Below are 22491 nucleotides of genomic sequence, written 5' to 3'. Positions count from 1 at the left end.
CCCCTCACTCCGCTGCGGATGCAAGGTCGTATTCCTCGAGATCGAATTCCAGGGTGGCGCGGTGTTCGGGTGCCGCGACCGCGATCATGCGGCGGGCGCGTTCACCGAGAGAACATCCGCGCAGTGCCGCGACACCGTGCTCGGTGACCACGAAGTCGACGTCGGCGCGGGCGGTGGTGACCGCGCCGTACTGCAGGGCGGTCTTGATCGTCGACTCCCCGCGAGAATCCGCGCGCATCGCGATGATCGAGCGGCCGCCGGTCATCGCCGCGGCCCGCGAGAAGTCCACCTGCCCCCCCACGGCACCCGCGTAGGTGGTGTTGCGCATTTCCGCACCGACCTGACCGGTCAAATCGACCTCGATGGCCGAGTTGATCGACACGAACGAGCGAAGCTGCGAGAGCACGTGCGGCGCATGGGTGTAGCTCGCCGGGCGGAACGCCACCGGAAGGCCGGGCAGCCGGTCGTACAGCGCCGCGGTCCCGAGCGCGGCGCCCGTGATGTGCAGGCCCGGATCGATCTCCTTCCGCGCCCCGGTCAGCACGCCACGGTCGATCAGCCGGAGCGCCGCGTCGGAGATCATGCCGGAATGCAGCCCGAGGTCCTTGTGCCCCTCGAGAGCGGTGAGAACGGCCGACGGCAGTGTCCCGACGCCGACCTGGATCGTGTCGCCGTCCGCCACGAGATCGGCGACATTCCGCGCGATAGCCGACTCCGCCGCCGCGGGTGCGCGGTCCGGCGCCTCGAGCAACGGCCGGTCCGTCTCGACCGCCGCCGCGAACCGCGACAGCGGAATTCGCGGTGCGCCGAGCGTGACTGGCATCCGCCGGTTGATCTCTGCGATGAGGACCGGTGTGTGGTCGAGGGCGTCGGCGATGTAGTCGACACCGACGCCGAGCGAGCAGTTCCCGGCGGAGTCCGGCGGCGACACCTGCACGAAACCGACGTCGCACGGCAGCCGTCGTTCGGCGAAGAGCCGCGGCAGCGCCCCGTAATGGCAGGGCACGACCTCGAGCCGCGCGAGGCGCCGAAGCTCGCCGAGGCCGCCGTAGGAGACGACGGAGAGCTCGTCGGGCAGTTCGCTCGTCAACCGCCGATCCCAGGTGAGTCCCACGAACGCGCGGACCGGGCCGATCGACGAGACCTGGTCGAGCAGCGCGTGGACGAGCGGGGTGGGTTCCGCGCTCGTCTGGCTCCACCAGATCCCGTCGCCGGGCCGGATGTGCGGTGTCAGGTCGATCATCAGTCGATCCGCTGGATCAGGGTCGCCGTTCCCAGGCCGCCGCCGCAGCACATGGTCACCAGGCCGATTTCGGCGTCGCGCCGCTCTAGCTCGGCGACGATCGTCGCGATGAGCCGGGCCCCGGTCGCGCCGACCGGGTGACCGAGCGCGATCGCACCGCCGTTGACGTTGACCCGGTCCATGTCGGGCTTCAGTTCCCGCTCCCAGGCCAGGACGACCGAGCTGAACGCCTCGTTGACCTCGAAGAGATCGATGTCGTTCATGCTCATCCCGTTGCGGTCGAGCAACTTCCGGGTGGCCGGGATCGGCCCGGTCAGCATGATGATCGGGTCCACTCCGACCGTGGTCTGGTCGAGGATCCGGGCCCGGGCCCGCAGTCCGTGGGTGTTGGCCGCCTCGCGGGAGGCGAGCAGTACACCGGCCGCCCCGTCCGAGATCGGCGACGAACTGCCCGCCGTGATGCGGCCGTTCTCCCGGAACACCGTCTTCAGCCCGGCCAGGCTGTCGAGGCTCGTGCCGGGGCGGACGGTCTGGTCGCTGGAGCGGGTCTCGCCGGCGAGATCGAGGGGGATCATCTCCGCGTCGAAACGACCCGCCTCGATGGCTTCGCTCGCCAGACGGTGAGAGCGGACGGCGAACTCGTCCATCTCCTGCCGGGAGATCTCCCACCGGTCGGCGATGAGTTCGGCGCTCTCGCCCTGGTTCACGAAGTCGTACCGGTCGCGCAGTGCTTCCGGCCACGGGTCCCCGTACAGTTCGGAGATCTTGGCCGGTGAGTTCATCGGCACGTGGCCCATGTGTTCGACACCGCCGGCGAGGACGACGTCGTGGGTGCCGGAACCGACGAGGGCGGCGCCCATCTCGACCGCGGTCTGTGCGGATCCGCAGCGCCGGTCCAGGACGACGGCCGGGACCTCCGGCGGGTAGCCCGCCTGCAGCCAGGCGTTGCGGCCGATGTTGCGGGACTGTTCGCCGAACGGTGCGGTGCAGCCGATCACGAGGTCTTCGACGACGGCCGGGTCGAGGCCGCTGCGGCGGATCAGGTCGGTGTACACCGCGCCGAGCATGTCGTTGGGGTGGGTGTCGCGGAACCAGCCGCGGTCGGGGTGCGACTTGCCCATCGGGGTGCGGGCGGCTTCCGCGATGACGACCTCGCGCGCGGAACGCTGGAAGGGGTTGCGCTTGTCGGCCATCAGATCACCGTTCCTCCGTCGACGGGCAGTACCTGGCCCGTGATGTACGCAGCGCCGTCGGATGCGAAGAACACGAAGCTCGCGGAAATTTCGTCCGGTTCCGCCCAGCGGCCCAACGGGATCCGCGCGAGTGTCTTGGCGGCGAGCTTCTCGTTGCTGCGGATGTTCTCCGTCATCTTGGTGGCGGCGAGCGGGGCGAGCGCGTTGACCGTCACCTGCTTCTTGGCGAGCTCACGCGCCAGCGACTTCGTGAGACCGATGATGCCAGCCTTCGCGGCACCGTAGTTGGCCTGCCCGATGGTGCCCACCAGGCCGGCCGCGGACGTCACGTTGATGATGCGCCCACTGCCGTCGGTGGGCAGGTACGGAAGAACGGCCTTGCTGCACACGAAGCTGCCGACGAGGTGGATGTCGACGATGCGGCGGAAATCTTCCTCTTCGAGGTTCGGGAACATCGCGGGAGCGATGGCGCCGGCGTTGTTGACCAGGATGTTGAGCGTGCCGTCATTCAGCGACGCGGCCTGTTCCGCCGCCGCTGCGGCCGCCTCGCCGTCGCGGACGTCGAGGGCCGCGGACTTCGCCGAACCGCCGGCCGCGGTGATCTCCGCGGCCACCGCGGCTGCGGCGTCGCCGTCGACGTCGGTGACGAGCACGGCCGCACCCGCGCGGGCGTAGGCATGCGCCACCGAGGCGCCGATGCCGCTACCGGCACCGGTGACGAGTGCGGACTTTCCGGTGAGTTCGAACATCAGTAGCTCCTGGGGAGGCCGAGGACGTGCTCGCCGAGGTAGTTGAGGACCATCTCCTGGCTGAGCGGGGCGATCTTGGTCAGGCGGGCTTCGCGGAAGTACCGGGCCACGTGGTACTCCTCCGAGTAGCCCATGCCGCCGTGGGTCTGCAGGGCACGGTCGGCGGCCTGGAAACCGGCGTCGGCGCAGAGGTACTTGGCCATATTGGCCTCGCGGGCGCAGGGCTTTCCGTTGTCGTAGAGCCACGTCGCCTTGCGCAGGACGAGTTCCGCGGCGTCGAGTCGGGCGAGCGAATCCGCGAGCGGGAACTGCAGGCCCTGATTCATGCCGATGGGCCGGCCGAACACCTCACGCTCGTTGGCGTACTGGACGCCCCGGCGCAACGCGGCCCGGCCGATGCCGAGGGCCTCCGACGCGACGAGCATGCGCTCCGGGTTGAGGCCGTCGAGAATGTACTTGAAGCCCTTGCCTTCCTCACCCACCCGGTCCTCGACCGGAATCTCGAGGTTGTCGATGAACAACTCGTTCGACGTGACCGCGTTGCGCCCCATCTTCTTGATCGGGCGGATGTCGACCTTCGAGCGGTCCAGGTCGGTGAGGAAGAGCGTCAGACCGTCCGTCTTCTTCTTCGCGTCCTCGAACTTCGTTGTGCGGGTGAGGAGAAGGATCTTCTCCGACTCCATCGCCTTGGAGATCCAGACCTTGCGGCCGTTGACGATGTACTTGTCGCCCTCGCGCCGCGCGAAGGTGGTGATCTTGGTGGTGTCCAAACCGGCGCCAGGCTCGGTGACACCGAAGCAGACGTGCAGATCGCCGTCGACGATCCGCGGAAGCGTGCGCTGCTTGAGCTCCTCCGAGCCGTGCACGATCACCGGGTGCATCCCGAAGATCGACAGGTGCATCGAGCTCGCACCGTTCATGCCCGCGCCGGAGGCGGCAACTTCCTCGAGCAGGATCGAGGCCTCGGTGATGCCCATCCCGTGCCCGCCGTACGCCTCCGGCGTGGTGATGCCGAGCCAGCCGCCCTTGGCGAACGCGTCGTAGAACTCGGTGGGGAACTCGTGTTCGCTGTCCTTCTCCACCCAGTACTGCTCGTCGAACTTGCCGGCGAGCTCTCGCACCGCATCTCGGATCGTCGCCTGATCCTCGGTCAGATCAAAGTCCACAGCACGTCCCGTCGTCGTTGGTTCCGTTTGGACTTAAATTACTAAAGGACAGACCAAAAAGTCAACGGCCGATCATCCAGCGGCCGGCAACAGGGGCAAATCCCGTGCGACGCGCTCGTTCCACACGCCCGGGCCGCCGAACAACTTCTCGTTCAACTTGGCGCGCTTGTAGTAGAGGTGCAGATCGTGTTCCCACGTGTAGCCGATCGCGCCGTGCATCACGAGAGCACTGTCGGCCGCCTGCACCGCATTGCGGGGCACCTGAGCCTTGGCGACGGCAGCATGAATCGCACGGTCGTCCAGACCGAGATCGACCGACGCCGCGGCGTAGTACGCAATGGACCGTCCCGCCTCGACGGACACGAGAATGCCTGCCGCAGCGTGCTTCACGGCCTGGAACGACCCGATCGCGACACCGAACTGCTGCCGCTGCTTGCTGTAGTCCACGGCGAGATGCAGCATGCGGCCCATCGCCCCGAGCGAGTCCGCGGCCACGAGCACGGCCGCCCGCAGTCCGGCGTCCTCGAGAGCGGTCTCGGCCTCGATGTCGAGACGCCGCCCGGTGACGCCCTCGAACCGGACATCCGCGGCCGCGCGGGACGGGTCGAGGAAGCGGTGCTGTTCGACCGTGACACCCGGGTCGTCGACGCGCGCAAGGTACAGGGCCGCGGTGCCGTCCGGGCCGGTCGCCGGGACAACCAGCAGTTTCGCCCGTTCAGCGCCGAGCACCGTGGCGACGCGGCCGGTCAGTGCGCCGCCCTCGTCGGCGCGGACCGAATCGGCGAGGCCGAACGGACGCGTCGCGTCGACGGCCACGGCCGCGAAACCACCCCCTGCCAGCACGTCGGCGGCGACGTCGGCGGGCAGCAGGGGCGCCGCGAGGACGGACGCGGTCCAGGCGCTCGACGGTGCGGCGTACCGGGCCAGCGCCTCGGCGGTCAGCGCCAGTTCGAGCAGACCACCGCCCTGACCACCGATGTCTTCGCCGAGGCCGGCGGAGAACCAGCCTTCCTCGACGAATTTCTGCTCGAATTCGGCAGGATCTCCCGATTCACCCCACTTGCGGACATTCGCCGGAGTGGCGAACCGCCCGAGCCAGCCGTCCAGGGCTTCGGTGAACATTTCCTGCTCTTCTGACAGTTCCCAGCGCATAGAACTGGTCCTCTCGATGAGACGAAGAATAGGCTGCAAGACGAATGCAGCGAGAACCCAATGGTATATTAGGTCTGACCGTTAGACCAGAGAGGGCGGGGAGCCATGCCACCAGCCGTGCCGAACACCACCCGGAACGGGCGTTCCTCCATCCAGTTGACCCCGATGGAGGTACCGAAGGCGTCGGACGTCCTCGCGAACGAACTGCGCGAGCGCATCCTCAGCGGGGACTACGTCGAAGGCACACCGCTGCCACCGGAACGCGAACTCGTCGTCCAGACGAAGATGAGCCGCACCACGGTTCGCGAGGCCCTGCGCATCCTCGAGGTGCAGGGACTGGTGCGTATCAAGGCGGGCCGGGCCGGGGGCGCCTTCGTGCAGCGCCCGGGTGAGCAATCCATGGCCGACACGGTGGCCCTGCTCATCCGCGGTCGCCAGATCCGTCTCGCCGCTCTGCTCGAGACCCGCGAGGCGATCGAGCCGTTCTGCGCGCAGCTCGCCGCCCGCCATCGCACCGACGAGGATCTCGCGCGACTCGACGCCGCTAACGACGATATCGCCGGTGCAGGCGACAGCCTCGACGACTTCCTTCAGGCCAACATCGACTGGCACGTCGCCGTCGCGAGCGCCAGCCACAACGAGTTGCTGTCGGGTCTGATGATCTCGCTGTCGCGGGCCATCTACGCCGCCACCGAAAACGAAGGCTTCATCGACGACAAGGTCCGCGAGATCACCGTCAAGGCGCACCGCTCCGTCACCAAGGCCATCCGCGACAAGGACGCCGACGCCGCCGTGCGTCGCATGAGCCGGCACGTCCACTCGTATGCCGAGTCGATCAAGGACTTCGAGAAGCGCACCGACATCCCACTCGACGAGTAGCTTTCACATTTTCCGTTTCGACGAAGAAGGGGCCCACACCGTGCGGTGTGGGCCCCTTCTTCGTTACTCACATGTCGCCGCCCGCCACCACGGCGCGGATCTCGTCGATCGCCTCCGGGTTCTCGGCACCGGACAGGTCACCCGGGTCGGTCCCCAGGGCGGCGGCGCGCACCGCCCGGCGCAGGATCTTCGCCGACCGGGTCTTCGGCAGCCGCGACACCCGGTGAACCACGCTCGGCGCGAACGGTTTTCCGAGTTCCGCGGCAACGGCGGCGACCAGTTCGGCCGAGATGTCCGCCGTGTCCGCGTCCGCGCGGGGAACCCAGAACGCCCACACCGCCTCGCCCTTCTTCGGGTCCGGGACACCGACCGCCGCCGCCTCCGAGACCGCCGGATGCGCGGTGAGCACCGCCTCGACCTCCGCCGGGGCGAGGCGCTTGCCGGCCACGTTCATCACGTCGTCCGAGCGGCCCCGGATGTACCACTGGCCGTCGTCGTCGACGAGGGCGTAGTCGCCGTGCCGCCACACGCCGGGGAACGTCGACCAGTACGCCTCCAGGTAGCGTTCCTCGTCCTTCCACACCCCGCGCGTCATCGACGGCCACGGCTGCCTGCAGACGAGTTCGCCCTGTTCGCCGCGCAACGACCGTCCCGCGTCGTCGACGACGTCGACGTCCATCCCGAGCGACGGACCGCCCAGCGAGCAGCTGTGGATCGGCTCCACCGGGTACGGCGCCAGGAACGAGCCGCCCACCTCGGTGCCGCCGGAGAAATTGATGACCGGAACGCGGCCCCCGAACACATCTTGTGCCAGCCAGTCGTACGAGTCCGGATCCCACGGCTCGCCGGTCGACCCGATCGTGTGCACGGACGACAGGTCGTACCGCGCCGCGACATCCGAATCCCGTCCGCGCAGGGTACGGATCAATGTCGGCGAGACGCCGAGCATGGTCACCCCGTGCCGCTGCGCGAGCTGCCACAGCCGGTCGGTGTCCGGCACGTCCGGCGAACCCTCGTACAGCACGAGGGTGCCGCCGTTGGCGTGGGTGCCGACGATCGACAGCGGCCCCATGATCCAGCCCATGTCGGTGATCCAGCAGAACACCCCGCCGGGCGTGAGGTCGAACGAGTACGCCACCTCGCTGGCTGTCTTCACGAGGAACCCGGCGTGCGTGTGCACGGCTCCCTTCGGCTTGCCGGTCGTCCCGGACGTGTACGCCAGCGCGAACGGCTCACTCGCGTTCATCGCCTCCACCGGGCCCGGGTCGCCGCCGTTGCCGAGCAGCTTCGCCCAGGAGATGTCGCGGCCGGTGGATTCTACGTCGACGCCGATGTTTTCGACCACGACGACCGACTGCACGGTCGGGCACGAGACGAGAGCCTCGTCGAGGGCCGGCTTCATCGTGACGGACTTGCGGCGCCGCACCGTTCCGTCCGCGACGATCACCACCTTCGCGTCCGCGTCCTGGATGCGGGACGCGATCGCGCTGGGAGCGAAGCCGGAGAACAGCGGAACCAGCACCGCGCCGAGCCGCGCGACCGCGTACACCGACACGACCGCCTCGGGGATCATCGGCAGGAACAGGGCTACGGCGTCCCCCCTGCCGACGCCGAGCTCCCGAAGTCCCGCGGCCGCCCGCTCGACGTCCGCCGCGAGCTCGCGATACGACAGGCTCCGGACGGTGCCGTCCTCCGCCTCGTGCGCGACCGCGGTCCGGTCGGCGGCCGCCGGGTCGGTGAGCCACCGCCCCAGACACGCGTCGACGACGTTCGTCTTGCCCCCGACGAACCAGTCCGGGTGCTCGATTCCGCGGGAGGTGTCGAGCACCTCGCGGTACGGGGTCTGGAACGGCAGGCCGAGATCGCGAACCACCGCGTCCCAGTACCACCGCACGTCGGCGACGGAACGGGCACGGAGTTCGCCCAGGCCCGAGAGCCCGTGGGCGCGGGCGAGCCGGGTGACGTTGGCGTTCTCGACGTACTCGTCGGTGGGATGCCAGGTGTAGTCGGACACGGTCAGCTCCTCGGCATGTCGAGCATGCGCTCGGCGACGATGTTGCGCTGGATGAAGGTGGATCCGCCGGCGATGGCGGTGCCGCGGGCCTGATACGCGAGCCGTTGCCACCGCGCTGTCTTCTGCTGGTCGTCGTCGAGGGCGAACTGCCCGCCGACCGGTTCGAGGGACAGCCGGAAATCGGCGAGTTCCTCGACGAGCGGGCAGAAGAACAGCTTGCCGATCGACGTGACCGGCCCCGGCGGGCCGTCGTTGGCCGCGAGCGTGATGACGCGCTGGCCGATGAGGTAGTGCACGAGGGCGCGGCCGTACAGGTCGGCGACCTTCTGCCGGATCACCGGGTCCTCACCGAGCGGGCGGCCCGCGTCGTCGGTCATCCCCGCGATGTCCGACACAATGTCGCCCACGGCGCGCTTGGTGTTGACGCGGCCCGTCGCGATCGCCACCCGCTCGTAGGCGAGCGTGCCCATCGCGACCTTCCATCCGCCGTCGACCTCTCCGACGACGAGGTCGTCGGGAATGAACACGTCGTCGAGGAACACCTCGTTGAATTCCGCTTCGCCGAGCATGTGGGCGAGCGGGCGCACCGTGATGCCCTCACTGGCCATGGGCACCAGGAAGTAGGTGATGCCCTTGTGCCGCGGGCCGCCGCCGGTGCGGGCGAGCAGGATCGCGTGGGCCGCGATGTGTGCGCGACTGGTCCAGATCTTCTGCCCGTTGACCTTCCAGCCCCCGTCCACCTTCGTGGCCTTGGTGCGCAGCGACGCGAGGTCCGATCCTGCCTCCGGCTCGGAGAACAGCTGGCACCAGATTTCCTCGCCGGTCAGAATGGGCCGGAGGAACCGTTCCTTCTGCGCGGGTGTCCCGAAATCGATGATGGTCGGGCCCGCGAAGTCCTCGCCGATGGTGTTGAGCCGCTCCGGCGCACCCACGCGGTCCATTTCCTCGGTGAAGATGGCCTTGCGGATCGGGTCGGCGGCCTGACCGCCGTACTCCTGCGGCCACGACATCCCGCCGTAGCCGGAGTCGAAGAGCAGTCGCTGCCATTGCTGCCAGAACGGCACCTTGTCGACCAGATCGACCGGTTCCGGCCACGGCAGCGTCGGGACCGCTTTCTCGGCCCACTTCCGGACCTCTGCACGGAATGTGGCCTCGTCTGGGGAATCAGCGAGCTCCATTGCACCCTCCTCACGAATTTAGGCTCAATGATACTATAGGTCAGTCCAAAAAGGAGGCCCGGATGTCAGACCCACTCCCCGCCGGCGTCGTCGACCGCGTCGACTACGACGTCGAACGCGGCAAGATCCGCGAATTCACGCGCGCGACGTTCACGACCGACCCCGTGCACACCGATCCGGCCGCCGCGCGCGACGCCGGATTCAGCGATGTGCCCGCGACTCTCACGCACACCGTCGTCGCCGGACACCAACGCGACCAGCGCGCGTTCGTCGACTCGCTGGGCCTGGCCCTCGCGCGGGTGGTGGTCGGTTCGGTCACGTGGACGTACCTGCGACCGCTCACCGCCGGCGACCACGTGGTCGGCACCCGCCGCGTCGTCGACGACGTACAGCGAGAAGGCAAGCGGGGCGGGACGATGCGCGTCGTGACCCTGGAGACCGAGTACGTCGACGCCGATGGTGAACCCGTGGTGCGGCTCGAGGAAGTCCTGATCGAACGAGGAGAGCAGCGATGAGAACTCCGGCCAAGGTCCGCGTCGGCGATGCCCCCGACACCCGGGTGGTCGGCCCTATCAGCCAGACCGACATCGTCCGGTTCGCCGGCGCCGGAGGCGATTTCAATCCGCTGCACCACGATCCCGGCTTCGTCGCCACCTCGGGTTTCCCGGGGGTGATCGCGATGGGGCAGATGCAGGCCGGGATTCTGGCCGGGTGGCTGTCCGACACGTTCGGCGTCGAGCATGTGCGCTCCTTCGGTGTCCGGTTCGTCGCCCCGGTCTTCCTCGGCGACACCCTGACCGTGGGCGGCACGGTCGCGACGATCACCGAGGCGAATGGTGAGTCGCTGGCGACCCTCGATCTCGTCGCCTCCGGCACCAAGGGCCCGGTCGTCACCGGATCGGCGACGGTCGTGGTGGCCGCGACCTGATCATTCACCTCGAACTACGAGAAAGGGGCGAAGCCGATCGGCTTCGCCCCCTTTGCCTTCCGATCAGCTGACGGATTGTGCCCGCTGCTGTCGGTCTGCCTCGATCTTCGCCGCGATCTGCGCACGGAGCACGTTCTTCTGGATCTTGCCCGTGGCCGTCGTCGGCAGCGCCTCGACGATCTCCAACCGCTCCGGAACCTTCTGAATCGCCACCCCCTGCTCGAGCAGGTAGGTCTTGATCTTTTCGAGCGTGATGTCGCCGTAGCCGGGCGCGGCGACGAGGTAGAGACACACCGCCTCCCCGAGACGCTCGTCCGGCATCGCCACCGCCGCCACACCGCGGACGCCGGGATGCGCCGCCAGGAGGTCTTCGACCTGACGGACACTGATGTTCATGCCGCCGCGGATCACGATGTCCTTGGTCCGGCCGGTGACGCGCACGTAGCCGTCCTCGTCCATCCGGCCGAGATCCCCGGAGCGGGAGTGGCCGTCCGGCGTGAACAGCTTGGCCGTCTCCTCCGCGTTGTGGAGATACCCGAGCATATGCATGGCGCCCTTGTAGGCGATGTCGCCTTCCTCGCCGCGCGGAACCTCGTCACCGAGTTCGTCGACGATCTTCACCGACTGCATCGGCAGCGGACGCCCGTCCGAGGTGAGCGACCGCTCGGGCTCGTCGTGCACCGTGCACATGGTGGTGGTGACGTTTTCCGACCGGCCGTACAGGCTGAGTACCTGCAGGCTCGGGAACAGTTCGGCCGCCTTGGTGACGAAGCTGGCGGGGATCGGGGCGCCGGCCGCCACCCACAGCCGCATGCTGCTGATGTCGTGCACGGCGGGATCGTAGGCGTCCATCAGCATCTGCAGGAACGTCGTGGCACTCACCGCGACCGTGCACCCGCGTTCCTTGATCTGCGCCATCCCGCGGACCGGCTCCCACACCTCGATGAGATGCGACGCCGCTCCGTGCATGAGCGGAAGGACGATGCTGGTGACCAGGCCGGTGGTATGCGTGATCGGCGAAGGGCCGAACTGCACGTCGTCGGGCGTGTAGGCGAACCCCTTGGCCAGCAGGCGGGATCCACAGGCGAACGTGTTGAACGTGTGGATGCAGCCCTTGGGCCGGGACGTGGTGCCGCTGCTGTAGACGATGACGAACGGCTCGTCCGGCCCGACACCGGGCCCGAGTTCGGCGATCGCCTCCTCGGGTCCGATCTCCGCGAACCGCGACTCGAACGACACCGCGCGGTTCGGCAGGTCGCCACTCCCGCGGACGACGACCACGTCCTCGAGCGAGTCGACGGCACCCAGGATCTCGGTGTACATGCCCGCGTAGTCGAACTTCTTGAAGCTCTGCGGCGTAATCGCCAGCCGCACACCGGCATTACCCAGGATGTATTCGACGTCGTCGCGGCGGTAGATCGGCATGATCGGCACCAGGACGGCGCCCAGGCGCGACAACGCCACGGCGATGATCGCGAATTCGATCCAGTTCGGAACCTGCACCGACACGCGGTCGCCGACGGTGATCCCGTGGCGCCGCAGTCCCACGGCCAGGCTCAGCGCCCTGTCCCGCAACTGCCGGAAGGTGATGCCGCCGCTGGTGTCGTCGGTCAGAAAGACACGGTCGCCCCGCTCGGCAACCTGGACCTCGAGCATGTCGAAGAAGGTGTCGCGGTGCCACTGCCCGGTGGCATAGAACTCTCGGATCTGTTCGTCCGAATAGCGATCGGTGACCGATGCGAACGCCATGGGATGCCTTCCTCTGAGCGCAGATATGAAGAGGGAATAAAAGACTCTGTGTTGGCCCTCACAATATAATGGTTAGACCGAAAGTGCAATGAGTTCGAACCCAGGCGATCAGCGCATGCTCCATACGGGAGAACGCTTTTCACGGAACGCGGTGACCCCCTCGACGATGTCGTCGGTCGTGAACGCGAGAGCGAGCTGCGACTGCAGCGCCGTGAGGGCGTCCGGCAGGGACATGTCGCGAGTGTTGTTGATCGCCTCCTTTCCGAGCCGCATCAACAGCGGCGACTTGCCCGCGAGCCGGCGGGCCCACGCCCGGACCTCCGCCTCGAAGTCGTCGTCCGGGATCACCCGGTTCACCAAACCCAGCTCGAGCGCGTCCGCGGCCGTGATGAGCTCGCCGTACATCATCAGCTCGTTCGCCTTGAGTCGCCCGACGTTCCGGTAGATGAGCGCGGAGATCATGAAGGGAAAGACACCGACGTTGATCTCCGGGCACCCGAACCGGACCGACTCCTTTGCGAGCACGAAATCGCACGCCAGCGCGAGCCCGAACGCGCCGGCCAGCACGTCGCCACCCGCCGCGCAGATCACCGGTTTCCCGAGGCCACCGATGAGTTGATACAGCCGCGGGAAGCGATCCAGCCCGGCATATTTGACGATCGTGGACGTCTCGCTCGCGAACGCCTTGAGGTCGCCGCCCGCCGAGAAGATCTTCTCGTGCGACGACGCGAGCACGACGACCCGCACCTCCCCGTCGTCCCGGGCGCGTTCGAGGGCGGCAAGAAGCTCGTCGAGCAGGTCGTCAGACAGCGCGTTGCGGGTTTCGGGGCGATTGAGGGTGACAACGGCGATGTGCTCGTCGACGTCGTATCGCACAGGGTGCGCCATTAGGCCGGTCCTTCCATTTTGGTCGTACCATTCGACCCTAGTACGGGGTTCGCATCCGAGACAAGAACCTCCTCGGATCATTTTCGCGGAGTACGTGACGTATTTGGACTGACATATACATTGGAGTCAGGCCGTGGGCGGTGCAGCAACGTCCCAGGTGACACCTTCTCTATACTGTGCGTTGTGTCACAGGAACGGACGACGGTGTCGTCGTCATCCGTGCGGCGGCCACGGCGCGAGGAGTGGTGAGTGGTCATTTCGACGAGTTCGTCCGAGCTTGCCGAGCAGGCGGTTGCAGAGTTGCAGGACCTTCTCGGCAACGAGCCGAATCTGATCCGCCTGGCGGACGGCGAACCCGACCTCACGGTGATTCGTGCGTTCGCGGCCCGGAAGTTGCGTGAGGGCGTCGACTCCCCCGAGCGCACCCTGCGCCTCGCAGAACTCGTGACAGAACTCGACGCCGCGAGTCGCGACGACATCGCCCGCCGACTGAGCGTGCACACCGCCCAGTTCGAGGCACTGCAGCGGGTCGTCCGTGCGCTCGATGCCGGTGCGGATCGCCTCGCCGACGTCGTGACCCAGGAACTGTGCACGAGCCTCGGATACGGCAAGGCGATGTTCTCCGTGGTCCGCGGTTCCACCTGGTCTCCCATCGCGTTAGCCGTCAACCCGGAACTGACGGGGGACTTCCACGAACTCGCCACGGCAATCGACGGACGCGAGATCGCGCTGCGCGAGGCACCGCGCGAGGCCGAACTGGTCCGCCGGCGCCGACCGTATGCCGTGGACGCCGTCGACACCTACCGGCACACGTACCGCCCGCTGATCGATCTGTCGCGGCCCGCCGGATACCTCGCCGTGCCGGTCGTCGTCGACGCCCGCGCGGTGGCGATCATCCACGTCGACCGCCAGAGCGACAGCCTGTCCGACACCGACGTCCACCTCGTCGCGGTACTGGCCGGCGCCTGCGCCTCATCGAAGGAACGCGCCGACCTGCGGCGGCAGATCTCCGCCCGCAACGAGCACGTCGACGCCGAGATACAGCGGCTCACCCAGGCACTGCGGCACCTCGAGCAGCCCCTGACGATGCCGGAGGTCGCCACCTGCGACCTTCCCCGGACCGACGCGTCCACCGACTCTCCGCAGACTCCGGCCATCCCGCGCGCGCATGCGCTGACCGCGCGCGAACGCGAGGTGCTCACGTTGATGGCCACGGGGGCGACCAACGCCACCATTTCCCGTCGGCTGTGCATTTCCGACGGCACCGTCAAGTCCCACGTCCAGCGGATCTTCAAGAAACTCGGCGTCTCCACGCGGGCCGAAGTGGCGGCGCTGTGCGCCAACGCCAAGACGGTGTGCGGTGGCTGACGAGCTCGATCGGGCCATCTCGGACACCCTCGCCGAAATGCGCACGGCCACTTCGGAGCACGCCGTCGAGCTCGGAAGGATTTTGGTCGATCTCCTCGATCGCAGGAACGCACTCGCTGCGACGCGCACCGCCGACATCGCTGCAATTGCGGAAGGTATCGATCGCGCCGTCCACGCACTCGACGACGCCGCCTCGAGTGCGGAACTCATGCGGCGAGCGTGTGAGCGCGCCGCCGAACTCTGCTCCGCGGACAAGGTGGTCCTCTCACGCCTCGACGGCGACCGGATCATTCCCGTCGCCGCGTTCAGCGCCGACCCCGACACGACGCCCGCTCTGCCCGCCGGGTTCGGTCTCCCGGCAGGTTCACCCGAAGCACGTGCCCTCGAGACGAACACGGCCACGGTCGGTTCCCAGATTCCCGCCGAGCTGCGAGAGACGCTGGGCGCGAACGGTTTCACCATCGTGCCCGTCGTCGTCGACGGAACTGCTGCTGCGCTCGTCCACGTCGGAACACCGTTGGATGGGTCACGACGCCACGCCCTGGCAGTATTCGCAGAGGTGCTCGGCGGATGCTTCGAGCGGGTCGGGCTCGAATCCCGTCGCGACCGCCAGGATGTCCTCCTCCGGGAAAGCGCCCAGCGGTGGAGCAGCGACACCGAGTTCGACGCAGTGACCGCACGAGGGTCTGCCGACCTCACGCAGGCCGGTGCCGAGCACGACGACGCCGTGCGGCGCCTGCTCGATCCGCTGACCGAACGCGAGGCGGACGTGGTCCGGCTGATTCTCACCGGGGCGTCGAATTCCACGATCGCCGCCGAACTGGTCATCACGGTCGACACGGTCAAGTCGCATGTGAAACGCATCCTCCGAAAACTCGGCGCCACCAACCGCGCCGAACTGATCGCGAAGTATCAGTCCTTCACGCGGTGACGCGGCCGGATGGCTTCAGGCGTCCGAGGACGGCACGGTCACCGTGACGGTGTCCACGTCCGGCGCCAGCACGAGCTGGCACGCGAGGCGAGAGCACGGCTGGACGCCGTCGAGGAACTCGAGAAGGTCCTGTTCCTCCAACGTCGGCTCCCCGAATGCGGGTGCGGAGTCCTCGTCCAGGTACACATGGCACGTGGCGCACGAGCAGCTGCCGCCGCATTCGGCGACGATGCCGGGGAGGTTGTTGCGTACCGACCCGTCCATCACGCTCTGGCCGGCGGGGACGTCGACGGACGACGTCGAGCCGTCGGGGAGCTGGTATACGACGGTGGGCATGGCGATCTCCTTCGGATTGATCGGTGAACATCTGCGCGGACCGTTCCGGGGATCCCGCCGCGCTCTGTACCGGCAATTGTGTCGCGGGTCACTGATCCGGCACATCACCACTTCGACGGATTACCCCCCTCCGGTGGGGTGAAGTTGCGCTGCAGGAGCCCGCCGCCGCCCACGTGACCCAGCACACATACCCCGTTAGGTGGACAACTTTCGATCGATGGTGTGATGCCCCTCACCCGCGTGGCTGACAGGCTGAAGTCACTCCAGTCGGCGAGGGCGCCGCGACAGACGGCGCCGGAACTCACTGCACCACGAAGGGGAATTGATGAGCACTACAGAGCAGGTCACGGAACTGATTCCGGACACCGTCGCCCGTCAGATCGTGCTACCCGAGGGACACCGGGACAACGACGCGTTGTTCGAGGCCTACCGCTGGCTACGAGAGAACAACCCCCTCGGCCGCGCCGAGGTCGAGGGCTACGACCCCATCTGGTTGGTGAGCAAGCACGCCGACATCATGGAGATCGAACGCCAGCCCGGCATCTTCACCAGCGCGGGCGGCGAGGACAAAGGCTCCGTCAACCCGATCCTGGCGAACCAGGCCGGCGACCAGTTCACCAAGAGCATCAACAACGGCAGCCTTCGCATCCTCGAAACACTCACCTACCTCGACCCGCCGGAGCACACCGCGATCAAGGACATCGCACTGGACTGGTTCCGGCCGACCAACCTCGCGAAGTGGGAAACGGTCATCCGCGACCTGGCAAAGGCCGCTGTCGGCAGGCTCCTGGAGACGGACGGTCGGATCGACTTCGTCAAGGACTTCGCCCTCCACTACCCGCTGCACGTCATCATGAGCTTGTTCGGAGTGCCCGAATCGGATGAACCGCGGATGATGGCCCTCACGCAGGAATTCTTCGGCACCGCCGATCCCGACGCCGCCCGTGAGGACGTCGAACCTCTCACCCCGGACGCCGCCGCGAAGCAGTGGGTGGCCACCATCCAGGACTTCTACGCGTACTTCGAGAGGCTGCTGCAGGACCGGCGCGCGAACCCCCGCGACGACCTCGCGACGATCATCTCGGTGGCCCGCGACGAGAGCGGCGAGTACTACCCCAACGAGGTGGCCTACGGATACTTCATCGCCATCGCGACCGCGGGTCACGACACCACGTCGAGCACCCTCGCCGGCGGCATGCTCGAACTCGGCCGCAACCCCGACCTGTTGGCGAAGGCGAAAGCGGACCTGGCGCTGGCCCCGCACATCGTCAACGAGTCGCTGCGCTGGGCCTCGCCGGTGAAGCACTTCATGCGTCAGGCAACCCAGGACTACACGCTCCGCGGTCGCGACATCAAGAAGGGCGACCGCTTCATGCTGCTGTACCAGTCGGGCAACCGCGACGCGGATGCCATTCCGGACCCCGACCGCTTCGACCCGACCCGCCGCCCCAACAAGCACATCGCCTTCGGCTACGGCCCGCACATGTGCATCGGCCAGCACCTGGCGAAGCTGGAACTTCGAATCATGTTCGAGGAGTTGCTCCCCCACGTCGAGTCGCTCGAGTTGGTAGACGACACCAAGATGATCCAGACGAATTTCGTCGGCGGGCTCAAGAACATGCCCGTCAAGATCGAGTTCACCGGTTAGCACGATGCTCACGCCACACACCACACCCACAGTGGTGATCGTCGGGGCCGGGCATGCCGGCGGCACACTCGCCGGCATGCTGCGGCAGCAGAAGTTCGACGGCCGTATCGTCCTCTGCGGCGAGGAGTCGCATCCGCCGTATCACCGCCCTCCGCTGTCGAAGAAGTACGCCGACGACGAGTTCGTCCAGTGGCTCAAACCGGAAACGTTCTACGCAGACAACGCGATCGAGACGCTGCTGGGAGATCCGGTCGTCCGGATCGATCGCGAAACCCGTACTGTGACGACGGCGTCCGGCACAGTCCTCGCGTACACGACGCTCGTCCTCGCGACGGGTGCCGCGCCGCGAACCCTGACGCTGCCGGGGAGCGACCTCGAGGGTGTGCTCAGCCTGCGCACCCTCGCCGACGCCACCCTGCTGCGCGACGCCGTGCACACCGGATCGGCACTTGCCATCATCGGCGGTGGATACGTGGGCCTCGAGGTCGCAGCCTCGGCCCGCGCTCGCGGATGCGAGGTCACGGTCATCGAACGGGAGGACCGGGTGCTGGCGCGGGTCGCCAGTCCGGAACTGTCGACGGTCCTCACCGAGTTCCACCGGAACCGCGGAACCCACATCCGCACGGGCGCGGAAGTTCGGGAGATCACCGGGACGGCGGGACGCGTCGATGGTGTCGTGCTCGGCGACGGAACCGAAATCCCCTGTGATCTCGTGCTGGTGGGTGTCGGCGCAATCCCGAACGACGCCCTGGCCCGCGAATCGGGCATCGACTGTCTCGCGGGCATCGTGGTCGACGGTTCGGCACATACCTGCGATCCGAACATCCTCGCGATCGGTGACGTGACCTACCGCCTGCACGACACGCTCGGCAAGATGGTGCGACTCGAAAGCATCCCCAGCGCAGTCGAACAGGCGAAGCAGGCGGCGTCGGTCATCACGGGGACGCCGCTGTCGCCGCACGAGGTGCCGTGGTTCTGGTCGGATCAGTTCGACCTGAAGATGAAGATGGCAGGTATGGTCGGCCCCGACACGAGGGCCGTCCTGCGCGGTAACCCGTCCGATTCGTCCTTCGCCCTGTTCCACCTCGACAGCGACGGCGTCCCGGTGGCCGTCGAGACCGTGAATGCCGCAAGCGAATTCATGGCAGGCAAGAAGTTCATCGGCAATCGCAGCAAGGTCGATCCCACCGCTCTCGCCGATCCGGCCATCTCGTTGCGGGAAGCCGTCCTCTGAGCATTTCGATTCCGGTCGTCCCCACCGGGCCGGCCGCACAAGACATGGAGACATGACGATGGAAGCACTCGCAGCAGTCGCGAGAGAACCGCACACCGAGTTCACGCTCGAGCCGATCACCATCGACGGACCGAAGACCGGCGAGGTACTCGTCGAGATCGAGGCCGTCGGCATCTGCCACACCGACCTCGCCGCCCGCGACGGCGCCCTCCCCACCGCACTGCCCGCCGTCCTCGGCCACGAAGGCTGCGGCATCGTCCGCGAAATCGGCGACGGCGTCACCAAGGTCGCCCCCGGCGACCGCGTCGCCATCACCTTCAACAGCTGCGGCACCTGTCCCTCGTGCACCACCGGGGCACCGTCCTACTGCCACCAGTTCATGCACCTCGCCTACGACGGCGTCCGCGACGACGGCACCGGCCCGATCACCACCCCCGACGGCGAATCCCTGACCGGCCTGTTCTTCGGGCAGTCCTCGTTCGCCACCTACAGCCTCGCGTTCGAACGCAACGTCGTGAAAGTGCCCACCGACATCCCCGCCGAACTCCTCGCACCGCTGGGCTGCGGCATCCAGACCGGCGCCGGCGCCGTGATGCGCTCCCTGAACTGCCGGCCCGGATCTGCGATCCTCGTCGCCGGCGCCGGATCGGTCGGCCTGGCCGCCGTCATGGGTGCCGTCGTCCAGGGCTGCACCACCATCATCGCCGTCGAACCCCACCAGTCTCGTCGTGATCTCGCCCTCGAACTCGGCGCCACCCACGCCCTCGACCCCGCCGCCGGCCCGGTCGCCGAGCAGGTCCGCGCCATCATCCCCGCCGGCGTGGACTACGCGATCGACACCTCCGGCGTCCCTGCCGTGATCGAATCGCTCGTCGGCTCCATGACCTTCCACGGCAAGGTCGGCCTGATCGGTGTACCGGCCGACCCCGAATCGTCCGTGCCGCTGAACATCATCAACTCCCTCGCCATGGGTCTGACGATCACCGGAATCATCGAGGGCGACAGCGTCCCCGACGAGTTCATCCCAGAACTCGTCGAGCTGTACAAGGCCGGCCGGTTCCCGCTCGACAAACTCGTCACCACGTTCCCGTTCGCGAAGATCAACGACGCGATCGACGCCCAGCACCGCGGCGAGGTCCTCAAACCCGTGCTCGTGCAGGACTGACACCCCCTCACCGAACCTCCCCAGAAGGACACCCGATGACGATCGACTACACCGATCTCTACATCCGCGGCGGATGGGCCAAGCCGTCCGGCGCCTCCACCATCCCGGTCATCTCCCCCACCACCGAACAGCAGATCGGCTCGGTCCCCGAGGGCGCCGAGACGGACATCGACGACGCCGTCGACGCCGCACGCGCCGCACTCGCCGAGTGGGCGGCATGGAGCGCAGCACAGCGCGCCGAGGTGCTGGGCCGCTTCGCCGACGAACTCGAAGCCCGCGCCGAGGACACCTCGACACGCGTGAGCAGCCAGAACGGCATGCCCATCACCCTCGCCCGGCAGTTCGAGGGCGGCTTCCCACCTGTCTTGCTCCGCTACTACTCCGAGATGGCGGCGAAGCAGGAAGACGAGATCCGGCCCGGCATGCTCGGCGGATCCACCCTCGTCACCCGCTCCCCGATCGGCGTCGTCGGGGCCATCGTCCCGTGGAACGTGCCGCAGGCCATCACGTTCCTCAAACTCGCCCCCGCCCTCGCCGCCGGGTGCACCGTCGTCCTCAAGCCCTCCCCCGAGACCGTGCTCGACGCGTTTCTCATGGCCGAGGCCGCCATCGCCGCGGGACTGCCCGCCGGTGTGCTGAACATCGTCCCCGGCGGCCGCGAACTCGGCGCCTACCTCGTCGCCCACCCCGGCATCGACAAGGTGTCCTTCACCGGCTCCACCGGGGCCGGCCGCGCCATCGCCCGCACCTGCGGCGAACTGCTCCGGCCCGTCACCCTCGAACTCGGCGGCAAATCCGCCGCCGTCATCCTCGACGACGCCGACCTTGCCGCGAACCTCGAATCCTTCTACGCCGCAACCCTCCTCAACAACGGCCAGATCTGCTGGCTCGGCACCCGCGTCCTCGCACCCCGCTCGCGGTACACCGAGATCGTCGACACCATCACCGACCTCGCCAGGGGCCTGTCGGTCGGCGACCCGCTGTCCGACACCACCCAGATGGGTCCCCTCGTCTCCGCCCGGCAACGGCACCGCGTCGAAAGCTACATCGACAAGGGACGCTCCGACGGCGGCCGCGTCACCACCGGCGGCCGCCGACCCGACAACATCGACCACGGCTGGTTCGTCGAACCCACCGTCTTCGCCGACGTGGAGACCGGGCACACCATCGCCCAGGAGGAAATCTTCGGACCCGTCCTGTCGGTGATCCCCTACACCGACGAGGCCGAAGCCATCGCGATCGCCAACCACTCCGACTACGGACTCGGCGGCTCCATCTGGACCGCCGACCCCGACCGCGGCGCCGCGTTCGCCCGCAACGTCGCCAGCGGAACCGTCGGCATCAACGGCTACTCCAACGACCCCACCGCACCCTTCGGCGGTATCAAGGACAGCGGCCTCGGACGCGAACTCGGACCCGAGGGACTCGCGAGCTACCAGCAGCTCAAGAGCATCTACCTCGACGTGAGATGACTCGGTCGGGTGCGGCCGCGCGAGGAATCGCACGGCCGCACCCGCCTACCCGACAGCAGAGAAACAGGAGACACCCGTGACCAGGGAAGAACTCGACATGCTCGACTTCGCGGTCAAATGGGCACCCTTCGGCGGCGGTGACGAACACATCCTCCCCGAATTCGGCGTGTTCCCGGCCGTGTTCTACCGCCGGTTGCAACGTCTCCTCACCCACCACCCCACCATCAACGACAGCGTCAAGCGCCGACTCGACGAACTCTGCACGACCAAACTCGCACCCGCACGACCGGGCAGGAAAAGGTCGTACTCGCGCGTTCGCACCGCGGGGTGACTGGACCAGCGCGACCTATTTCGGCGCGGATTCCTCGACGACCCTGAGCCAATGCGCATGGGCGTGCGCTGCCCACTGTTCGCGGCGTCGCTGAAACAGCACGGCGCCGTCACGACCGATCCATTCCGGCAAGAGTTCCTTGGGAAGTTGTGGGTCGAGCCTCATGAACCTCTGCTGCAGACTCACGAGTTCGATGTAGGCAAGTAGCAGTTCGTCGTCGTCGCCCGGCTCGGATGCACCGTCCTGCGTAAGCAGTGTTCGGTAGCTTTCGGCAAGGTCGGTCAGATCCCAGGCTCGATCGACGACTTCGTGGTTGCCCAGTCCTCCCGGGTGAAGATTCCCGGTGAGGACGAGTGCCGATTCGGTCAGACCGAGCGTCGAGATCAATTCGCTCAGCTCTCGCGCTCTGTCGACGTGCGGTGTAACCCAGACTCCTGGTGTGGGATTGCCCATCCCCAACCAGGTCAGTCCTCCGTTGAGACGGTTGCGAACCGAGTTCTTGCGTTGGGGCACGGTGATCGTCAGCACGAGCCATTCGTCATCCCACGGAGACGGTCCGTCGAGGAACGCATGCGACCGCTTGATGCCGTCGGCCGCCAACGCGCGACCGTGGTCGGCGAGATGCCAGCGCACCCCACGACCGACGCGTTCCCGCTTGATCCACGTGGCCGATGCGGCGCGCGAGAGCAATTGCCGTGCAGCGTGATCCTCTATCCCCATCCCACCGAGGACCTTCATCAGGGCAGCCGTCCACGCCCCCTCCTCGGCGTCGTACAAAAACTCACCGATTACCGTCAACAGCATCGACCGCGCACTCGGCGGCGGCAGTGGCTGCCGCGCAAGACGGTTGGACGCAATCAACGAGTC

Annotated in this window: 21 protein-coding genes; 10 read left to right on the top strand and 11 right to left on the bottom strand. The window is 67.5% G+C overall.

Annotated features, from left to right (window positions below):
• Positions 1-4: 4 nt before the first annotated feature.
• The 5 genes from OYT95_RS24830 to OYT95_RS24810 all read right to left on the bottom strand — a co-directional run bounded on the left by OYT95_RS24830 (position 5) and on the right by OYT95_RS24810 (position 5503).
• Positions 5-1243: an acetyl-CoA hydrolase/transferase family protein gene (locus tag OYT95_RS24830; RefSeq protein WP_037231239.1), complete on the bottom strand. Its 1239-nt coding sequence runs from the start codon at positions 1241-1243 to the stop codon at positions 5-7.
• Positions 1243-2436: a thiolase family protein gene (locus OYT95_RS24825; protein ID WP_268789406.1), complete on the bottom strand. Its 1194-nt coding sequence runs from the start codon at positions 2434-2436 to the stop codon at positions 1243-1245. Before OYT95_RS24825 ends, OYT95_RS24830 begins: the two co-directional genes overlap by 1 nt.
• Positions 2436-3185, bottom strand: coding sequence for an SDR family NAD(P)-dependent oxidoreductase (locus tag OYT95_RS24820; RefSeq protein WP_037231233.1), 750 nt, complete (start codon positions 3183-3185; stop codon positions 2436-2438). Before OYT95_RS24820 ends, OYT95_RS24825 begins: the two co-directional genes overlap by 1 nt.
• A complete protein-coding gene (locus tag OYT95_RS24815) occupies positions 3185-4351 on the bottom strand; it encodes an acyl-CoA dehydrogenase family protein (RefSeq protein ID WP_016882310.1) in 1167 nt (388 codons plus the stop codon). The genes OYT95_RS24820 and OYT95_RS24815 overlap by 1 nt, the downstream gene beginning before the upstream one ends.
• Before the next feature lie 72 nt (positions 4352-4423).
• Positions 4424-5503 carry an acyl-CoA dehydrogenase family protein gene (locus OYT95_RS24810; protein WP_268789405.1) on the bottom strand — a complete coding sequence of 360 codons (1080 nt, stop codon included), beginning with the start codon at positions 5501-5503 and terminating at the stop codon, positions 4424-4426.
• A 117-nt stretch (positions 5504-5620) separates the two neighbouring features.
• Here OYT95_RS24810 and OYT95_RS24805 point away from each other — a divergent pair, with 117 nt between their 5' ends.
• Positions 5621-6382: a FadR/GntR family transcriptional regulator gene (locus OYT95_RS24805; protein WP_012691748.1), complete on the top strand. Its 762-nt coding sequence runs from the start codon at positions 5621-5623 to the stop codon at positions 6380-6382.
• A gap of 67 nt (positions 6383-6449) precedes the next feature.
• Here OYT95_RS24805 and OYT95_RS24800 read toward each other — a convergent pair whose 3' ends face one another.
• Both OYT95_RS24800 and OYT95_RS24795 read right to left on the bottom strand, forming a co-directional pair.
• Positions 6450-8396, bottom strand: coding sequence for an AMP-binding protein (locus OYT95_RS24800; protein ID WP_268789404.1), 1947 nt, complete (start codon positions 8394-8396; stop codon positions 6450-6452).
• Positions 8397-8398: 2 nt separating this feature from the next.
• Positions 8399-9574: an acyl-CoA dehydrogenase family protein gene (locus tag OYT95_RS24795; protein ID WP_268789403.1), complete on the bottom strand. Its 1176-nt coding sequence runs from the start codon at positions 9572-9574 to the stop codon at positions 8399-8401.
• A 62-nt stretch (positions 9575-9636) separates the two neighbouring features.
• On the opposite strand from OYT95_RS24795, the gene OYT95_RS24790 reads away from it, so the two are divergent.
• Together OYT95_RS24790 and OYT95_RS24785 are read left to right on the top strand one after the other, a co-directional pair.
• Complete coding sequence (locus OYT95_RS24790) at positions 9637-10089, top strand: FAS1-like dehydratase domain-containing protein (RefSeq protein ID WP_268789402.1); 453 nt, start codon at positions 9637-9639, stop codon at positions 10087-10089.
• Positions 10086-10502, top strand: coding sequence for a MaoC family dehydratase (locus OYT95_RS24785; protein ID WP_037231217.1), 417 nt, complete (start codon positions 10086-10088; stop codon positions 10500-10502). Before OYT95_RS24790 ends, OYT95_RS24785 begins: the two co-directional genes overlap by 4 nt.
• Positions 10503-10565: 63 nt before the next feature.
• On the opposite strand, the gene OYT95_RS24780 is transcribed toward OYT95_RS24785, so the two are convergent.
• Both OYT95_RS24780 and OYT95_RS24775 read right to left on the bottom strand, forming a co-directional pair.
• Positions 10566-12251 carry an AMP-binding protein gene (locus tag OYT95_RS24780; RefSeq protein ID WP_268789401.1) on the bottom strand — a complete coding sequence of 562 codons (1686 nt, stop codon included), beginning with the start codon at positions 12249-12251 and terminating at the stop codon, positions 10566-10568.
• 108 nt (positions 12252-12359) lie between these two features.
• Positions 12360-13139, bottom strand: a complete 780-nt coding sequence (locus OYT95_RS24775; RefSeq protein ID WP_268789400.1) for an enoyl-CoA hydratase/isomerase family protein — start codon at positions 13137-13139, stop codon at positions 12360-12362.
• A gap of 249 nt (positions 13140-13388) precedes the next feature.
• On the opposite strand from OYT95_RS24775, the gene OYT95_RS24770 reads away from it, so the two are divergent.
• A complete protein-coding gene (locus OYT95_RS24770; protein ID WP_268789399.1) occupies positions 13389-14507 on the top strand; it encodes a LuxR C-terminal-related transcriptional regulator in 1119 nt (372 codons plus the stop codon).
• Complete coding sequence (locus OYT95_RS24765) at positions 14500-15438, top strand: response regulator transcription factor (RefSeq protein WP_268789398.1); 939 nt, start codon at positions 14500-14502, stop codon at positions 15436-15438. The genes OYT95_RS24770 and OYT95_RS24765 overlap by 8 nt, the downstream gene beginning before the upstream one ends.
• A gap of 15 nt (positions 15439-15453) precedes the next feature.
• On the opposite strand, the gene OYT95_RS24760 is transcribed toward OYT95_RS24765, so the two are convergent.
• A complete protein-coding gene (locus OYT95_RS24760) occupies positions 15454-15774 on the bottom strand; it encodes a 2Fe-2S iron-sulfur cluster-binding protein (protein ID WP_112300242.1) in 321 nt (106 codons plus the stop codon).
• A 325-nt stretch (positions 15775-16099) separates the two neighbouring features.
• Here OYT95_RS24760 and OYT95_RS24755 point away from each other — a divergent pair, with 325 nt between their 5' ends.
• The 5 genes from OYT95_RS24755 (at position 16100) to OYT95_RS24735 (ending at position 21624) form a co-directional block, all read left to right on the top strand.
• Positions 16100-17422, top strand: coding sequence for a cytochrome P450 (locus OYT95_RS24755; protein ID WP_268789397.1), 1323 nt, complete (start codon positions 16100-16102; stop codon positions 17420-17422).
• 4 nt (positions 17423-17426) lie between these two features.
• Positions 17427-18656 carry an NAD(P)/FAD-dependent oxidoreductase gene (locus OYT95_RS24750; protein ID WP_268789396.1) on the top strand — a complete coding sequence of 410 codons (1230 nt, stop codon included), beginning with the start codon at positions 17427-17429 and terminating at the stop codon, positions 18654-18656.
• Positions 18657-18714: 58 nt separating this feature from the next.
• Positions 18715-19821, top strand: coding sequence for an NAD(P)-dependent alcohol dehydrogenase (locus OYT95_RS24745; protein ID WP_112300393.1), 1107 nt, complete (start codon positions 18715-18717; stop codon positions 19819-19821).
• 35 nt (positions 19822-19856) lie between these two features.
• Positions 19857-21293 (top strand): aldehyde dehydrogenase, encoded by a 1437-nt coding sequence (locus OYT95_RS24740; RefSeq protein WP_268789395.1) that lies wholly within the window; start codon positions 19857-19859, stop codon positions 21291-21293.
• A gap of 76 nt (positions 21294-21369) precedes the next feature.
• The gene (locus OYT95_RS24735) at positions 21370-21624 is read left to right on the top strand and encodes a hypothetical protein (RefSeq protein ID WP_128641193.1); all 255 of its coding nucleotides are present in this window, start codon (positions 21370-21372) and stop codon (positions 21622-21624) included.
• A 15-nt stretch (positions 21625-21639) separates the two neighbouring features.
• Here OYT95_RS24735 and OYT95_RS24730 read toward each other — a convergent pair whose 3' ends face one another.
• Complete coding sequence (locus tag OYT95_RS24730; protein ID WP_268789394.1) at positions 21640-22485, bottom strand: PaaX family transcriptional regulator; 846 nt, start codon at positions 22483-22485, stop codon at positions 21640-21642.
• Between the last annotated feature and the right edge of the window lie 6 nt (positions 22486-22491).

This window comes from Rhodococcus sp. JS3073 (genome assembly GCF_026810085.1).
GTDB classification, from domain to species: Bacteria; Actinomycetota; Actinomycetes; order Mycobacteriales; family Mycobacteriaceae; genus Rhodococcus_F; species Rhodococcus_F wratislaviensis.
Note: the sequence above shows the minus strand (reverse complement) of the source record. Positions and strands in the feature narration are given on the sequence as shown.